Annotated in this window: 15 protein-coding genes and 1 pseudogene; 3 read left to right on the forward strand and 13 right to left on the reverse strand. The window is 61.2% G+C overall.

The window, feature by feature from the left end:
- Positions 1-79: 79 nt before the first annotated feature.
- From rocF to WGT02_RS20540, 3 genes are all read left to right on the forward strand, one after another.
- Positions 80-1015: an arginase gene (gene rocF, locus WGT02_RS20530; RefSeq protein ID WP_208249543.1), complete on the forward strand. Its 936-nt coding sequence runs from the start codon at positions 80-82 to the stop codon at positions 1013-1015.
- A gap of 11 nt (positions 1016-1026) precedes the next feature.
- Positions 1027-2226, forward strand: coding sequence for an ornithine--oxo-acid transaminase (rocD, locus tag WGT02_RS20535; protein ID WP_208249541.1), 1200 nt, complete (start codon positions 1027-1029; stop codon positions 2224-2226).
- A gap of 265 nt (positions 2227-2491) precedes the next feature.
- Entirely contained in the window at positions 2492-2968 is a 477-nt protein-coding gene (locus WGT02_RS20540) for a chemotaxis protein CheW (protein ID WP_024316137.1), read from the forward strand.
- A 48-nt stretch (positions 2969-3016) separates the two neighbouring features.
- Here the strand turns inward: WGT02_RS20540 and WGT02_RS20545 are convergent, their stop codons facing one another.
- From WGT02_RS20545 to atpD, 13 genes and pseudogenes are all read right to left on the reverse strand, one after another.
- The gene (locus WGT02_RS20545) at positions 3017-4354 is read right to left on the reverse strand and encodes an IS4 family transposase (protein ID WP_197901934.1); all 1338 of its coding nucleotides are present in this window, start codon (positions 4352-4354) and stop codon (positions 3017-3019) included.
- Between the two features lie 285 nt (positions 4355-4639).
- Positions 4640-4885 (reverse strand): formate dehydrogenase subunit delta, encoded by a 246-nt coding sequence (locus WGT02_RS20550; RefSeq protein ID WP_024316849.1) that lies wholly within the window; start codon positions 4883-4885, stop codon positions 4640-4642.
- The gene (fdhD, locus tag WGT02_RS20555) at positions 4875-5702 is read right to left on the reverse strand and encodes a formate dehydrogenase accessory sulfurtransferase FdhD (RefSeq protein ID WP_208249539.1); all 828 of its coding nucleotides are present in this window, start codon (positions 5700-5702) and stop codon (positions 4875-4877) included. Before fdhD ends, WGT02_RS20550 begins: the two co-directional genes overlap by 11 nt.
- Positions 5702-8581 (reverse strand): formate dehydrogenase subunit alpha, encoded by a 2880-nt coding sequence (fdhF, locus tag WGT02_RS20560; RefSeq protein ID WP_208249537.1) that lies wholly within the window; start codon positions 8579-8581, stop codon positions 5702-5704. Before fdhF ends, fdhD begins: the two co-directional genes overlap by 1 nt.
- A 4-nt stretch (positions 8582-8585) precedes the next feature.
- A complete protein-coding gene (locus WGT02_RS20565; protein WP_024316846.1) occupies positions 8586-10142 on the reverse strand; it encodes an NADH-quinone oxidoreductase subunit NuoF in 1557 nt (518 codons plus the stop codon).
- Positions 10139-10618, reverse strand: a complete 480-nt coding sequence (locus WGT02_RS20570) for a formate dehydrogenase subunit gamma (RefSeq protein WP_024316845.1) — start codon at positions 10616-10618, stop codon at positions 10139-10141. Before WGT02_RS20570 ends, WGT02_RS20565 begins: the two co-directional genes overlap by 4 nt.
- A 169-nt stretch (positions 10619-10787) precedes the next feature.
- Positions 10788-11681 (reverse strand): LysR family transcriptional regulator, encoded by an 894-nt coding sequence (locus WGT02_RS20575; RefSeq protein WP_024316844.1) that lies wholly within the window; start codon positions 11679-11681, stop codon positions 10788-10790.
- 70 nt (positions 11682-11751) lie between these two features.
- Positions 11752-12093 (reverse strand): metalloregulator ArsR/SmtB family transcription factor, encoded by a 342-nt coding sequence (locus tag WGT02_RS20580; protein WP_208249535.1) that lies wholly within the window; start codon positions 12091-12093, stop codon positions 11752-11754.
- A gap of 101 nt (positions 12094-12194) precedes the next feature.
- Positions 12195-12964: pseudogene (locus WGT02_RS20585) on the reverse strand (SDR family NAD(P)-dependent oxidoreductase).
- A 71-nt stretch (positions 12965-13035) separates the two neighbouring features.
- A complete protein-coding gene (soxR, locus tag WGT02_RS20590) occupies positions 13036-13500 on the reverse strand; it encodes a redox-sensitive transcriptional activator SoxR (RefSeq protein WP_024316841.1) in 465 nt (154 codons plus the stop codon).
- 148 nt (positions 13501-13648) lie between these two features.
- Positions 13649-14056: a F0F1 ATP synthase subunit epsilon gene (locus WGT02_RS20595; RefSeq protein ID WP_024316840.1), complete on the reverse strand. Its 408-nt coding sequence runs from the start codon at positions 14054-14056 to the stop codon at positions 13649-13651.
- On the reverse strand, positions 14056-14292 hold the full coding sequence (locus tag WGT02_RS20600) for a hypothetical protein (protein WP_024316839.1): 237 nt from the start codon (positions 14290-14292) through the stop codon (positions 14056-14058). Before WGT02_RS20600 ends, WGT02_RS20595 begins: the two co-directional genes overlap by 1 nt.
- A complete protein-coding gene (atpD, locus tag WGT02_RS20605) occupies positions 14292-15740 on the reverse strand; it encodes a F0F1 ATP synthase subunit beta (protein ID WP_024316838.1) in 1449 nt (482 codons plus the stop codon). The genes WGT02_RS20600 and atpD overlap by 1 nt, the downstream gene beginning before the upstream one ends.
- Between the last annotated feature and the right edge of the window lie 20 nt (positions 15741-15760).

The following is a 15760-nucleotide window of genomic DNA, read 5'->3' on the forward strand; positions in this document are numbered from 1 at the left end:
ATTATTGGCACTTTTTCATCTATTTGTCGCCGTGCCGATATTTCAATATGTCTTCCGAAACGCAAGCTGGAGAAAAAGCATGCAGCCACAGGCAAGATCGGTCACGCTCATCGGAGCACCGCTGGAAGAGGGTTCGGGACGCAGAGGCGCCGCCATGGGGCCGACTGCGCTTCGCATTGCAGGCGTCGATCAGACGCTGGTCGATCTTGGTTATGATGTGGTCGATGCCGGCGACGTGCATGTCGTTCCGGCACGCGACCTGCCGAACCATCCGAAGGCGCACAATCTGCGCATCATAGGCGCATTTACCCGCGCGCTCGAGGCAGGTGTCTACGAAGCGGCCGCCGCCGGCCGCTTTCCGCTGATCCTCGGCGGCGATCACAGCCTGTCGATGGGCACCGTATCCGGCATGGCGCGCTACGCGGCCCAGCAAGGCCGGCCGCTCTTCGTTCTCTGGCTCGACGCTCATTCGGATTTCAACACGCCCGCCACGTCGCCCTCCGGCAACATCCATGGCATGCCGGTCGCCTATTTCTGCGGCCAAGCCGAACTTGCCGAGATCCTGCCCAAGGAACGTCCCCTGGTTGATCCGCGCAACGTCTTCCAGGTCGGGATCCGGTCGGTCGATGCGCCGGAGCGCGAGCACATCAAGGAGCATGGGATCAATGTCTTTGACATGCGCTGGCTCGACGAACAGGGCGTCGCGGCAACGATGCGTCAGATCCTTGGCATCGTCTCCGATGCAAACGGCCTGCTGCACGTAAGCCTTGATGTCGATTTCCTCGATCCGGAGATCGCGCCCGGCGTCGGCACGACGGTGCCCGGCGGCGCGACCTTCCGTGAAGCGCATCTCATCATGGAAATGCTCTGCGATAGCGGTCTCGTCTCCTCACTCGATCTCGTAGAACTCAACCCCTTCCTCGACGACCGCGGCAAGAGCGCCCGGATCCTGGTGGAGCTGACGGCAAGCCTCTTCGGCCGTCGCATCTTCGACCGCCCGACCCGCGCCGCCTGAGGAGAGTCGACATGAGCAATTCCAAGAACCTGATCGATACCGAACAGCGCCTCGGCGCGCACAACTACAAGCCGCTCGACGTCGTATTGACCCGGGGCGAAGGCGTCTATGTCTGGGATACCGACGGCAAGCGGTATCTGGACTGCCTGTCGGCCTATTCGGCTGTGAACCAGGGGCATTGCCATCCGAAGATCCTGGCCGCCATGGTTGAGCAGGCGGGCAAGCTGACGCTCACCTCGCGCGCCTTCCGCAACGACCAGCTCGCCCATCTCTATGAAGAACTGGCAGCGCTGACTGGCTCGCACAAGATCCTGCCGATGAACTCGGGCGCCGAAGCCGTCGAGACCGCGATCAAGGCCGTGCGCAAGTGGGGCTACGAAGTGAAAGGCGTGCCGGAAGGCAAGGCCGAGATCATCGTTTGCGCCGACAATTTTCACGGCCGGACGCTGAGCATCATCAGCTTCTCGACGGACCCCGATGCACGCACCGGCTTTGGGCCCTATACGCCTGGTTTCCGGACGGTTCCATTCGGCGATGCCGACGCATTCGCGGCCGCCATCAATGAGAACACGGTCGCAGCGCTGATCGAGCCGATCCAGGGCGAAGCAGGCGTCATCATCCCGCAAACCGGTTACTTCAAGCGCGTGCGCGAACTCTGCACCGACAACAAGGTGACGCTGATCCTCGACAAAATCCAGACCGGCCTCGGCCGCACCGGCAAACTACTTGCAGAAGAGCACGAGGGGATCGAGGCCGACGTGACGCTGATCGGCAAGGCGCTATCCGGCGGTTTCTATCCGGTCTCCGCCGTGCTCTCCAATTCCGAGGTGCTCGGTGTCCTGAAGCCCGGCCAGCACGGCTCGACGTTCGGCGGCAATCCGCTTGCCTGCGCGGTGGCGCGCGCGGCATTGAGGGTGCTGACGGAGGAAGGCATGATCGAGAACGCAGCCGTCATGGGCGACTATTTCCTGGAGGGGCTGCGCTCCATCCGTTCCAACATCGTCAAGAACGTGCGCGGTCGCGGGCTGATGATGGCAGTCGAGCTCGTGCCGGAAGCCGGCGGCGCCCGCCAATATTGCTATACGCTCAAGGATCGCGGCCTGCTTGCCAAGGACACGCACGAGAACACGATCCGCCTCGCCCCGCCGCTGGTCATCACCAAGAGCCAGGTCGACTGGGCCGTGGAGCAGATCGAAAAGACCCTTGCCTGAGGCGACAAACGGATAGGACTGCGGAAGCGGCATCCTGGCGTTTCCGCCGGAGTTGCTGGCGATTGTGGGGTCATTCGGCTCTGCGCCTAGCCAAAAGTCAGCTGCCTCAATTTAGATTTGGGCAACACTCTTCCATTAAGGTCTGGAGCAACCGTATCGATACTCCTCCTCGGGAAGAGCACGCGCGGTTTGAAGGCAAAGTCCATCCGCGCCAATGGTGGCGCGGTTGCTTCTGCCCTGGCTTTCGACGGTTGGGACAATACTCATGGCTACGATCAATTCCACGAACTTCAGCGGCGATATGCTGGAGATCATTGCCTTCAGACTGCACGATCAGGAATTCTGCGTTAAGACGACGACGATCCGCGAAATCCGCGGCTGGGCACCGTCGACGCCAATCCCGCATGCACCGGCGGACGTCATCGGTGTCATGAACCTGCGAGGCTCGGTGATCCCGATCATCGACCTCGCCTTCAAGCTCGGCATGAAAAGCACGGTCGCCAACGAGCGCAGCGCCATCGTCGTGGCCGAAGTCCACAACATGGTCATCGGCATGCTGGTCGATCGCGTCTCGGACATCCTCACGATCTCCTCCAGCCAGGTGCAGCCGGTCCCGGAAGTCACGGCTTCCTTCGACCGCGCATACTGCGAGGGCATCATCGCCTCCGAAAACGGTATGATCTGCTTCCTCAACCTCGCCAAGATGTTCAAGGAAGGCGAAACCGACGACTTGGCCGCCTAACGCCGGGCCAACTGATGCTAAAAAGCCGCCTTCTATGGTTAATGCAGTTCACTTAGGTTTGCTTACGGCTCTTATCGGGTATCTGGCAGGCAGTTTTTTGACGACACGGGGGCATGATCGCCCCCGTTTTTCTGTCAGCAGCAAGTCTGCCAATCTGTTTCTCAATCTGGTGAGGTGGGCGGGGATTTTGCCGGGTGCTTCGATCGCCATCCATCCCCATTCGTGACGCAGGTAATGCAGGGCTGTGATAAAGCTTAGTCGGGTTGGCTCGACTTGGGCTTCGGTCGCGACCTCTGCCATTTCGAGCCGCACCAGATTGTAGGCCAGCAACGCGCCCCAGACCTCCTGATAGACAGTCTCCGGCGTGCCGCTTCGCAGGGTCAGTTCGCTACCGAGAAGCTCCTGCTTGAGTTCGCGATAACTTGTCTCGATGCGCCATCGCTCTTCATACTGATGGACGATTTCGCTTGCCGGATAAGTTTGTCTGTCCATCAGCGATGTCAACAATATGCGCTTTTTGCCATGGCTGGTGGTCGTCTCGATGGCCCTGACCTCCCAGAAGGCCGGCAAGTCCGGTTCTGCCTGCCGCGCCTGGGGCGAGACCTTCATGCGCACCCGATAATCGGTGGGGTGCGGATCCAGTCGTTCCCATGTGCTGTTGGCTTTGGCCGGAATCAGCCAGTGACGCTCATGTCCCTTCGTCTGCAATTGCAAGAGAAGGCTGGCACTGAAGAAGCCCTTGTCGAAGACCGTCAGCGAATGGTCCGGAACCCGGTCGAGCAGGCTTTTGGCATAGAGCATCTCGTTTGTGCCATAGGCTCCGAACACCGCATCACGCACCAGATGCGTCGCCAGCGCCGTCAGCGTCAGCAGCCGCAATTGCGGATAGCTTGCGACAACACCAGACGCGTAGGCCTGCGCTCCAAAATGCGCCCGGTTCTCCGGGCTGTCGGACGTCCGCAGCGTGCTGCCGTCCACGGCATAACGACAAAGACCCCGCCAGGCACGCCCGGATTGGTGGCGTTCATCCCAGCATGATGCACTCATTGCAAACAACTGCGCCAACGGTGCCTGACCCAAGCGCTGCCGTGCCTGTGTCAACGCGCTCTTGGCAATATCCGCGTTGACCTCATCGGGCAAAACCAGATCAAGATGGGCCACCACCTCCGGGATCGACTGATGACGATAAAGGGCCAACGCAATCACCAGCCAGACGACCTGCTCGGCTGGCAGCTTGCGCTTGCGGATGCTCGCCTTGCCTGTCGTGGCGAGAGCCTGAGCGATCCAGTCCGGGTCGATCGCCTGCGAAAGAGCCGATAATTCGGCCGAATGTCCAAGGGTGCGTGACATCACAAACAAAAACAGGATGGGAAAACGAATCCCCATCCTGAACCATCAAACTTGCCCGCAGCTCACTAAGTGAACTGCATTACCCTTCTATGGTGGCTTTTTTGTTGATGGATATAATCGTCGGAAATCCGTGGCGGCTCCAGACTGGCCAGGCAGCGTCGTGGATGTCGGTTGACCATCGGTGGCCGACCCCGGATGCAACCGATTTGCCCGGTTCGACAGACTTCGGCAATGCAGCGGAAGTCGGACCCCGAGACCCACCAAAAACTCTTGTCGCTATCGAGACATGTCTGCGACGCTAGCGCCCATGCCACCGAAGTCTTAGTGAGGCACGCTCGCTACAGGCTCCGGCCGCTTGATCAGCGGTGCTGCGCTGACAACGAGTGGGTTGAGACCGTGGCCTTCCCTCTCCATGATCTCGAACAGCTGACGCCGCATCCGCGGCTCCCAGAACTTGTTGATATGCGTCGCCACACCTTCCGCAGCTTCGTTCTCCGGCTGGCTCTTGAAGAACGTCGCGATCTGGTTGGCCATGTAGACGAGTTTGGACTGCGTATCATGCGACATCGGAGATGGTTCCCGGCTGAATGCGCTGCGGATGCGTGAAAATCTCGAAATCCTCGCCACGCACCAAGGCGACGAGGGTCATTCCCGCCTCATCGGCCGTGCGAATTGCAAGGGCGGTCGGCGCGGAGATGGCAACGAGGACGGAAGTGCCGAGGATTGCCGCCTTCTGCACCATCTCGACGGACAGGCGGCTGGTAACAGCGACAATGCCGTCGGCTCCGGATTGCCCTTGACCAATAACCGCGCCACAAAGCTTGTCGAGCGCATTGTGCCGGCCCACATCCTCGCGCACCCCAACCAGCCCCTTGCCCGGCAGGTAGAAACCAGCTCCGTGCACGGCGCGCGTCTCGCGATGCAGCGGCTGCGCTCCGTTCAACAGCAAAACGGCCTCGACGATGTCGCGACAGGTCACATTGAGCCACACCGCAGCCACATCCGGAACCTTGCGAACGGCCTGTTCGATCGACTCGATCCCGCAGAGCCCGCATCCGACCGGACCTGCCATGCTGCGGCGGCGTGCCGTCAGCGCAGCGGCGACCTCGTCGACGAGCGCGATCTGCACATCGATGCCTTTCTCACCATCGACGATCTCGATTGCCGCGATCTGCCCGACATCGGAAATGATCCCTTCCGTCAGGCTGAAGCCGACCGCGAAATCCTCGAGATCATCCGGCGTTCCCATCATCACCGCATGGGTGCTGCCGCCATAGGAAAAGGCGATCGGCACCTCCTCCGGAACGATTCGCACGCCGGACGTCACGACGCCGCCGCTGCGGGCGGTGCGCTTCACGGCAATGCGGGCCGGACGATCGATCATCACTCAGCGGGCTCCAGCTTGCCGACGATTCGCCGGCTCTGGCGCGACTGCTCGTCGTAGACGCGCTGCCAGTCGGTCGGACCGTTGGAGGGTGAAACCTGCACGGCTGTCACCTTGTATTCCGGGCAGTTCGTCGCCCAGTCGGAGAAATCGGTGGTGATGACGTTCGCCTGCGTGTCCGGGTGATGGAAGGTCGTGTAAACGACGCCAGGCGCGACGCGGTCGGTGATCAGCGCACGCAGCGCCGTGTCGCCCGAGCGGCTCATCAGCTTCACCCAATCGCCGTCGCGGATGCCGCGCTGTTCGGCGTCATGCGCATGGATCTCCAACCGGTCTTCCGAATGCCAGACGACGTTTTCCGTGCGGCGCGTCTGAGCGCCCACGTTATACTGGCTGAGAATGCGCCCGGTCGTCAGCAGCAGCGGGAAGCGCGGTCCCGTTCGCTCGTCTGTCGCGACATATTCCGTCCGGATGAACTTGCCTTTGCCGCGCACGAAGCCATCGACATGCATGATCGGCGAACCCTGCGGATGAGCCTCGTTGCAGGGCCACTGCACGGAGCCCATCGTGTCGAGATAGTCGTAGGAGACGAGCGCGAAGCTCGGCGTCGTCGCTGCGATTTCGTCCATGATCTCGGAGGGATGGTTGTAGTTCCAGGCAAGCCCCATGGCCTGCGCCATCTTCTGGGTGACCTCCCAGTCGGCGTAGCCGTTCTTCGGACTCATGACCTTGCGCACCCGGTTGATGCGGCGCTCGGCATTGGTGAAGGTGCCGTCCTTTTCGAGGAAGCTGGATCCGGGCAGGAAGACATGCGCGTAATTCGCCGTCTCGTTCAGGAAGAGATCGTGGACCACGACGCATTCCATCGCGGCAAGACCCGCCGCAACATGCTTGGTGTCTGGATCAGACTGCAGGATATCCTCGCCCTGGACGTAGAGCCCCTTGAAGGTGCCATCGACCGCCGCATCCAGCATGTTCGGAATGCGCAAACCCGGCTCATTGCTGATCTTGACGCCCCAGAGCTTCTCGAAGATGTCGCGTGTCGCGTCGTCGGAGATGTGGCGATAGCCGGGCAGTTCATGCGGGAACGAGCCCATGTCGCACGAACCCTGCACATTGTTCTGGCCGCGCAGCGGGTTCACGCCGACGCCGGGCCGCCCGATATTGCCGGTGACCATGGCAAGGTTGGCGATCGCCATGACCGTCGTCGAGCCCTGGCTATGTTCGGTGACGCCGAGACCGTAGTAGATCGCGCCATTGCCGCCTGTCGCATAGAGACGCGCCGCACCACGCACCAGATCGGCCGGAACGCCGGTGAACTTCTCCGAGGCTTCCGGGCTGTGATGCGGCTCGGCAACGAAGCTTGCCCAGTCCTCGAACTCGGACCAGTCGCAACGCTCGCGGATGAAGGCCTCGTTGAACAAGCCCTCGGTCACGATCACATGCGCAAGCGACGTCAGGATCGCGACGTTCGTGCCGGGCTTCAGCGGCAGATGATAGGACGCCTCGACATGCGGCGAGCGCACGATATCGGTGCGGCGCGGATCGATGACGATGAGCTTGGCGCCTTGCCGCAACCGCTTTTTCAAGCGCGAGGCGAAGACCGGATGCCCGTCGGTCGGATTGGCGCCGATGATGACAACGACATCGCTCTGCTCGATGCTATCGAAGTTCTGGGTGCCCGCCGAGGTGCCGAAGGCCTGGCCGAGACCATAGCCGGTCGGCGAATGGCAGACGCGGGCGCAGGTATCGACGTTGTTGTTGCGGAAGCCGGCGCGCACCAGTTTCTGCACGAGATAGGTTTCCTCATTCGTGCAACGCGACGAGGTGATGCCGCCGACGGAATCGCGGCCATACTGAAACTGGATGCGGCGGAACTCGGAGGCGACATGCGCGAAGGCCTCGTCCCAGGTGACCTCGCGCCATGGATCGGTGATCTTGTCGCGGATCATCGGATTGAGGATGCGATCCTTGTGGCTGGAATAGCCATAGGCGAAGCGGCCTTTGACGCAGGAGTGACCGCGGTTTGCCTGCCCGTCCTTCCACGGCACCATGCGCACCAGTTCTTCACCGCGCATCTCGGCCTTGAAGGAGCAGCCGACGCCACAATAAGCGCAGGTGGTGACAACGGAATGCTCCGGCTGGCCGATCTCGATCACCGACTTCTCAGTCAGCGTCGCCGTCGGGCAGGCCTGGACGCAGGCGCCGCAAGAAACGCATTCCGACGACACGAAATCCTCATGCATGCCGGCCGAAACACGAGAATCGAAACCCCGGCCTTCGATGGTCAGCGCAAAGGTGCCCTGCACCTCCTCGCAGGCGCGCACACAGCGCGAGCAGACGATGCACTTCGCCGGATCGAAGGTGAAATAGGGATTGGATTCGTCCTTCGGCGCCCACTTGAGATTGAGGTCGCCGTTGTTGCGCGCAGTGACGTGATTGTCGCCATCATAGCCGTAGCGCACGTCGCGAAGACCGACCGCGCCGGCCATGTCCTGCAACTCGCAATCGCCATTGGCCGCACAGGTCAGACAGTCGAGCGGGTGATCGGAGATGTAGAGCTCCATTACCCCACGGCGGACATCCTTCAGTCGGTTGGTTTGCGTCGAGACCACCATATCAGGCGCAACGGGCGTCGTGCAGGACGCCGGCATGCCGGCGCGCCCCTGCACTTCCACCAGACAGAGCCGGCAGGAGCCGAAGGCTTCCATCATGTCGGTGGCGCAGAGCTTCGGGATCTCGATGCCGGCATCCATCGACGCGCGCATGATGGAGGTCCCCTCGGGCACCGTCACCTGATTGCCATCGATGGTGAGCGTCACCATGGTTTCGGAGGTCGAGGCCGGCGTGCCGTAATCGGTTTCGTGGACGAGAGGCATAGTCTTACTCCGCCGCTTCGATGAGAGGTGTGGGAACGAAGTCTTCGGGGAAGTGTGTCATGGCGCTCATGACGGGATAGGGCGTAAAGCCCCCGAGCGCGCAGAGCGACCCGAATTTCATGGTGTTGCAGAGATCGGCGAGCAGCACACGGTTCTTCTCCGGCTCGATGCCACGCGCGATCTTGTCCGCCGTCTCGACACCGCGCGTCGAGCCGATGCGGCAGGGCGTGCACTTGCCGCAGCTTTCGACGGCGCAGAACTCCATCGCGAACCGGGCCTGTTTCAGCATGTCGGCCGTATCGTCGAAGACGACGATGCCGGCGTGACCGATCAATCCATCCTTGGCCGCGAAGGCTTCATAGTCGAACGGCGTGTCGAACAAGGAGCGTGGGAAATATGCGCCGAGCGGACCGCCGACCTGGACCGCCTTCACCGGCCGTCCGGATGCAGTTCCGCCTGCGATGTCATCGACCAATGCGCCAAGCGAGATGCCGAAGGCCGTCTCGAAGAGACCGCCATGCTTCACATTCCCGGCGATCTGGATCGGGATGGTTCCGCGCGACCGCCCCATGCCGAAATCGCGATAATAGGCCGATCCCTTGTCCATGATCACGGGCACGGATGCGAGCGAAATGACGTTGTTGATGACGGTCGGGCAGTCGAAGAGGCCCTTGTGCGCCGGCAGCGGCGGCTTGGCGCGCACGATACCGCGCCCGCCCTCGAGGCTGTTCAGAAGCGCCGTCTCCTCGCCGCAGACATAGGCGCCGGCGCCGGTGCGGACCTCCATATCGAAGGCCTTGCCGGAGCCGAGAACCGAGGTGCCGAGAATTCCGGCGCTGCGGGCAATGTCGATCGCCCGGCTCATCGCCGCAATCGCATGCGGATATTCCGAGCGGGTGTAGACGAAGCCCTTGGTCGCCCCGGTTGCAAGCCCTGCGATTGCCATGCCTTCGATCAGCACGAAGGGGTCGCCTTCCATGATCATCCGGTCCGCGAAAGTGCCGCTGTCGCCTTCGTCGGCGTTGCAGACGATAAATTTACGCTCGCCCGGAGCATCGAGAACCGTCTTCCACTTGATGCCTGTCGGGAAGCCCGCACCGCCGCGCCCGCGCAAGCCGGAATCGGTGACCTGCTTGACGATGTCGGCGGGCAACATCGAAATCGCCCGGCGCAGGCCGGCAAGGCCACCATGGGCTTCATAGTCATCCAGCGAAAGGGGATCGGTGATGCCGCAGCGCGCGAAGGTAAGGCGCGTCTGACGCTTGAGGAATGGCAGCTCCTCCACTTCGCCAAGACAGCGGGCGTGGTCGCCGCCCGATATCAATCCGGCATCGAAGAGCGAAGCGACGTCCTTCGCCTTGATCTGCCCGTAGCCAATCCGCTTGCCGGCGACTTCGACCTCAATCAGCGGCTCCAGCCAGTGCATGCCGCGTGAGCCGTTGCGCACGATCTTGGCGTCGAGACCGCGAGCCGCAATCTGCTCGGAGATTGCCTTTGCAACGCGCTCGGCACCGAGTGCCAGCGCGGCAGCATCACGGGGGACATAGATCCGGACGGTCATCGACGTGCCTCCGAAATCAGCGCCTCGAGATCCGCGGCATCCAGCCGGCCATGAACCTCGTCATCCATCATCGCGGATGGCGAGCACGAACAGAGCCCGAGACAGAAGACCGGTTCGAGGGTAATCGCCCCATCGGGCGTGGTACCGTGCCAATCCACGCCGAGCAGCGCCTTGACGCGCTCGGCCAGCGCATCGCCACCCATCGACTGACAGGCCTCGGCGCGACAGACCTTCAGCACGTGCCGGCCGGCCGGATGATCGCGATAGTCGTGATAGAAGGTGACGACGCCATGCACTTCGGCGCGCGAAAGATTGAGCTCCCCGGCGATAACAGGCAGGGCCTCCTGCGGCACATAGCCGAATTCATCCTGAATCTCATGGAGGATCGGCAGCAACGGGCCTTCGAGATGTTTGAGATGATCGATGATCGCGTAAGTGCGCGTCGCGATATCGCCTTTGGCGACATGAATATTCATCAGCAGCCCTCCCACGGCCTGCAAATTGCACGTCGCAGCCTCGGGCAGGCGGGCTTTCTTTAGAACCCCATGGCCGACAGAACCGCTCGCGTTCGTTCATTATAGAACCTTCTCAGGGATGGACGAAGCGATCAATAATGCTGTTCCGTCAAACGATAGAAGTTTTCTATCAAGATTCCGGGTCGTCGGCGAGGATCCGGGCCTCATGCAGCAGGGCAGAAACCAGCGGCGTAAAGGGCTCACGATGCGTCGCGACCAGACCAACAAGGTGGTGCGCTTTCGGCTCGATGATGGGGATCATTCGGATCTCGGCGGGAAAGCCGAAGGATTTCGCAACATTACGTGGCATGATGCTGGCCCAGCGTCCGGTTCGAACATGCGAGAACAACACGATCATCGAATTCGATTCGAGCGTCGGATGCGCCGTCACGCCGGCTTCGGCCAAATGATGATTGATGATCCGGCGGTTCTGCATGTCCGCCGTCAATAGACAAAGCCGAAGATTACCCACTTCCTTCCATGTGACGCTGTCACGATCCGACAGAGGGCTGCCGGCAGCGGTAATCAGGTTGTAGTGCTCGGCATAGAGTGGCACGCTGGTCACGCGTCCAAGCGGCTCGTTTTCGAGGTAGGTGATCCCGGCATCGATCTCGAGATTCTCCAGCATGCTGAGCACCTGCAGCGAATTGCGCGAGACGATGGAAAAGGTCACATCCGGATGCCGCTCCTGAAATGGCGTTGTGATGCGCGGCAGCATGGCGAGCGCCGTCGGGATCACAGCGATCCTGATATGTCCGGACAGGCCCTTGCGAGCCGCCCGCATCTCTTCGCGCATCGTGCGGGCGTCGCCAACAATGCGCCGCGCCCATTCGAGCACGCGCTGACCCTCGGGCGTCAGCCCCTGGAAACGTGAGCCGCGCTGCACCAGCATGACGCCAAGCTGATCCTCGAGCTGGCGAATGGCAGCAGACAGCGTTGGCTGCGAGATACCGCATTCCTCCGCAGCGCGGCCGAAATGCTTCTCATTGGCGAGCGCGATGAAATATTCCAACTTATCGATCATTCGGCCTCTCTGCCGAACTGCGGCAAGCCGCCATCTTCACGCCAGAGAAAGCGGTCCGCAAGGCCGATTGTCAGTTGTCCTGTGTCCCCGGAAACATCGCGAACAGAAAATGCAGCAGCGAGGTCGTGTGAGGATGAGCTACGCTGTAATAGATGAGACGTCCTTCGCGACGACCGGAGACCGGCCCGTCCAGTCTGAGACGCGCCAACTGCTGCGACACCATCGCTTGCTGAATGCCAAGGCTTTCCTCCAGCTGGCCCACCGTCTTTTCTCCCTCCGTGAGGAGGCAGAGAATGATCAATCGGGTGTGATGGGAGAGTGCCTTGAGAAAGTCGCTGACGTCCCGCGCTGTCGCAGAAAGCTTCTGCAGATCCCGATCGGTCATGCCTGATTTCGGTGCAGGCACGTGCATTCGCATCTCTGGTTGCAAAACAATATGCAGGAAACGAAACCATAACATATTCGCAGCAGCCAGCGGTTTGGATCTGTCAAAATGCCAAAAAAGTCCCCCGCTCAGCAGATGAGCTGGCCGCCGTTGATCTCGAGCACCTGGCCGGTGATGTAGCCGGAGAGGGAAGGTGCCGAAAGGAAGAGGTACGCAGGTGCGCAGTCCTCCGAGGTGCCCAGTCGCTGCAAGGGAATGGTCTTGCGGGTCTGCTCCAGCTTATCCGGCGACGAGTACCGCTGGTGGAAGTCAGTTTCGATCGTTCCAGGCGACACGCAGTTGACGCGAATGCCGTCGGGCGCGAGCTCCCTTGCCAGCGCTTTGGAATAGGTTGCGACAAATGCCTTCGACGCCGAATAGATTGCCGAACCGGGGCTGCCGCCGGTCAGCGCAGAAATCGAGACGGTATTGACAATCGCCGCCTCCTGCGATGCGCGCAGGGCCGGGAGAAGCGCGCGCGTCACCTCGACGACCGAGGTCTGGTTCAGCCGCAAAATCGTTTGATACTGCTCGTCGCTCAGGTCCCCTGCCGGAAAGCGCCGACCATGGTTCCGGCATTGTTGATGAGCACATGGATCCGGTCGAATGTTGCAAGTGCCTTCTCAGCAAATCCGCTGGTGCCGCCCGGCGTTGAAAAGTCGGCGGCAACGAGAACCGCCCGGCGGTCCTCTTCGGCTGTCAGCAGGAAATCAGGCAAATCGCGGTCGGCGCCGCGGCCGAGATGCACCAGCACTCTCGCCCCACAATCGAGAAATTGCCGCGCCACCTCTAGGCCGATACCCCTACCCCCGCCAGTCACGACCACGTTGCGGTTTTCGAACAGCTTGGGGTGAAACATCCAGTCCTCCACGGCGTGATTGAGCCGTTTGCGGCTCCTGCGTTGTTGTGATGCAGCGAGGGGAACGTTGCCTAATCATCGGTTTCCAGCAGACGCGGACCCGGCCCATCCTTTGCCAGCCGGTCATAGGGATTGCGCAGCGGGCAGCTTTCAACCGAGAGGCAACCACAGCCGATGCAATCCGTCAACCGGTCGCGCAGGGCGACGAGGCGATTGATGCGGGCATCGAGGTCCTCCTTCCACAGTACCGACAGCCGCTGCCAATCCGTAGCGGTCGGCGTGCGGCCCTGCGGTAGCGTATCGAAAGCAGCCTGGATCTCCGCCAAGGGAATCCCGACACGCTGCGCGACCTTGATGATACCGAGACGCCGGAGCACATCGCGGCCGAAGCGGCGCTGATTGCCACGCGAGCGGATGCTGGAAATGAGGCCTTTCGCTTCGTAGAAATGCAGCGCAGAGACGGCAAGCCCGCTGCGTTCGGCGACGTCGCCGACCGTGAGCAGTTTCCTGAAGGGATTGGTGAAGCCTTCTTCCACGGCGCAGACCTCAAGTTTGCTTGAGGTAATCTAGTCGCGCGCTTCGCGGGTGTCCACTTGCCATTCGTTCTCGCAACGACCGAGAACGTGAGAACACATAAAAAAAGCGGCCAAAAGGCCGCTTCAGGATGCGAGAGTTTAGCGTGGATCAATCCGGGTTGATCACACCCTGCAGGTGCGTCAGTTCCATGATGTAGTGTTCCAGACGCGACCTGTGCTCATGATGCACAGCGTCTTCGCTTTCTCTCTTCGCCGCGTCGATGCGAAGCGTCAGTTCGTCCTTCGAGAGATCCTGAACGATGACCGCGGACTCAGCCAACAGCGTGCATCCGGTCGGCAGAATGTCGGCGAAGCCGCCAAAAACCACGTAATCCTGCTTCGAACCGTTGGCCGAACGAACGCTGACGATGCCAGGCTTGATCGTCGTCATCGTCGGGGCGTGGTTCGCCATAACGGTCATCTCGCCGTCGGTTGCCGGAATGACAACTTCTGTCACCATCTCCGAAAGGAGCAAGCGCTCGGGAGATACGAGTTCAAAATTGAAATTGTCAGCCATTAGTGACTTACCTTCTCGGCGGCTTCTGTATCTTGTAAATTGGTCCCGCAGAACGGGCAGTGCGCTATCACCTGATCGAGATACCCAAGACCTTCCTCGGTCTGGATCAGTCCCACCACCATCATCAGCTTGCCATCGTCCGATCTATAGATCGTCGGCGCTGCCGGAGCGGGAAGCTCTGCTGCGACTTCCCGAAGGGCGTCGCAGCAGAAGATCTCGTTGAGAGCGTCGCTCATCAGGCAGCTGCGGACAGCTTCTTGGCCTTCTCGATGGCTTCGTCGATCGAGCCGACCATGTAGAAGGCAGCTTCCGGCAGGTGGTCGTATTCGCCGTTGACGAGGCCCTTGAAGCCCTTGATCGTGTCTTCGAGCGCGACGAGCTTGCCCGGCGAACCGGTGAAGACTTCCGCGACGAAGAACGGCTGCGACAGGAAGCGCTCGATCTTACGGGCGCGGGCAACGGCCAGCTTGTCCTCTTCGGACAGTTCGTCCATGCCAAGGATGGCGATGATGTCCTGCAGGGATTTGTAGCGCTGCAGCGTCGACTGAACCTTACGAGCCACTTCGTAGTGCTCTTCGCCGACAACGATCGGGTCGAGCATGCGCGACGTGGAGTCGAGCGGGTCGACGGCCGGGTAGATACCCTTTTCAGCGATCGAGCGCGACAGAACGGTGGTTGCGTCCAGGTGGGCGAACGAGGTTGCCGGAGCCGGGTCGGTCAAGTCGTCGGCCGGAACGTAAATCGCCTGAACCGAGGTGATCGAACCGGTCGTCGTGGTCGTGATGCGTTCCTGCATCTGGCCCATGTCCGTGGCGAGCGTCGGCTGATAGCCGACGGCCGAAGGAATACGGCCGAGCAGTGCCGACACTTCGGAACCTGCCTGCGTGAAGCGGAAGATGTTGTCGACGAAGAACAGAACGTCCTGACCCTGGTCGCGGAAGTTTTCAGCAACCGTCAGACCGGTCAGAGCGACGCGAGCGCGCGCACCCGGCGGTTCGTTCATCTGGCCGTAAACGAGCGCAGCCTTGGAGCCTTCGCCACCGCCGTGCTTGTTGACGCCGGATTCGATCATTTCGTGGTAAAGGTCGTTGCCTTCGCGGGTGCGTTCACCCACGCCAGCGAAAACCGAGTAACCACCGTGCGCCTTGGCGACGTTGTTGATCAGTTCCATGATGAGAACGGTCTTGCCGACGCCTGCACCGCCGAAGAGGCCAATCTTGCCGCCCTTTGCGTAAGGAGCGAGGAGGTCGACGACCTTGATGCCGGTGACGAGGATCTGTGCTTCCGTGGACTGATCGACGTAGGCAGGCGCGTCCTGGTGGATGGCGCGCTTCGAGGCGGTCACCAGCGGACCTGCTTCGTCAACCGGCTCGCCGATGACGTTCATGATACGGCCGAGCGTTTCCGGACCAACCGGAACGGCGATCGGAGCGCCGGTGTCAGAAACTGACTGACCGCGAACCAGACCTTCGGTCGAGTCCATGGCGATCGTGCGAACTACGTTCTCGCCGAGGTGCTGTGCGACTTCGAGAACCAGGCGGTTGCCGCCGTTGCTCGTCTCAAGCGCGTTCAAAATCGCCGGCAGTTCGCCTTCGAAAGCAACGTCCACGACGGCGCCGATAACCTGCGTGACCTTGCCGGCAGAGCCTGCCGCAGTCTTCTTGGGGGTAGCTGCCTTAGCCATCTTCTTACCCTCTTTCCCTA

Source organism: Rhizobium sp. T1470 (assembly GCF_042140505.1).
Lineage (GTDB): Bacteria > Pseudomonadota > Alphaproteobacteria > Rhizobiales > Rhizobiaceae > Rhizobium > Rhizobium favelukesii.

Coding starts and splice junctions, on each gene's coding strand:
- rocF (WP_208249543.1), top strand. CDS start 80: ATGCAGCCACAGGCAAGATCGGTCACGCTCATCGGAGCACCGCTGGAA.
- rocD (WP_208249541.1), top strand. CDS start 1,027: ATGAGCAATTCCAAGAACCTGATCGATACCGAACAGCGCCTCGGCGCG.
- WGT02_RS20540 (WP_024316137.1), top strand. CDS start 2,492: ATGGCTACGATCAATTCCACGAACTTCAGCGGCGATATGCTGGAGATC.
- WGT02_RS20545 (WP_197901934.1), bottom strand. CDS start 4,354: ATGGGGATTCGTTTTCCCATCCTGTTTTTGTTTGTGATGTCACGCACC.
- WGT02_RS20550 (WP_024316849.1), bottom strand. CDS start 4,885: ATGTCGCATGATACGCAGTCCAAACTCGTCTACATGGCCAACCAGATC.
- fdhD (WP_208249539.1), bottom strand. CDS start 5,702: ATGATCGATCGTCCGGCCCGCATTGCCGTGAAGCGCACCGCCCGCAGC.
- fdhF (WP_208249537.1), bottom strand. CDS start 8,581: ATGCCTCTCGTCCACGAAACCGATTACGGCACGCCGGCCTCGACCTCC.
- WGT02_RS20565 (WP_024316846.1), bottom strand. CDS start 10,142: ATGACCGTCCGGATCTATGTCCCCCGTGATGCTGCCGCGCTGGCACTC.
- WGT02_RS20570 (WP_024316845.1), bottom strand. CDS start 10,618: ATGAATATTCATGTCGCCAAAGGCGATATCGCGACGCGCACTTACGCG.
- WGT02_RS20575 (WP_024316844.1), bottom strand. CDS start 11,681: ATGATCGATAAGTTGGAATATTTCATCGCGCTCGCCAATGAGAAGCAT.
- WGT02_RS20580 (WP_208249535.1), bottom strand. CDS start 12,093: ATGCACGTGCCTGCACCGAAATCAGGCATGACCGATCGGGATCTGCAG.
- WGT02_RS20595 (WP_024316840.1), bottom strand. CDS start 14,056: ATGGCTGACAATTTCAATTTTGAACTCGTATCTCCCGAGCGCTTGCTC.
- WGT02_RS20600 (WP_024316839.1), bottom strand. CDS start 14,292: ATGAGCGACGCTCTCAACGAGATCTTCTGCTGCGACGCCCTTCGGGAA.
- atpD (WP_024316838.1), bottom strand. CDS start 15,740: ATGGCTAAGGCAGCTACCCCCAAGAAGACTGCGGCAGGCTCTGCCGGC.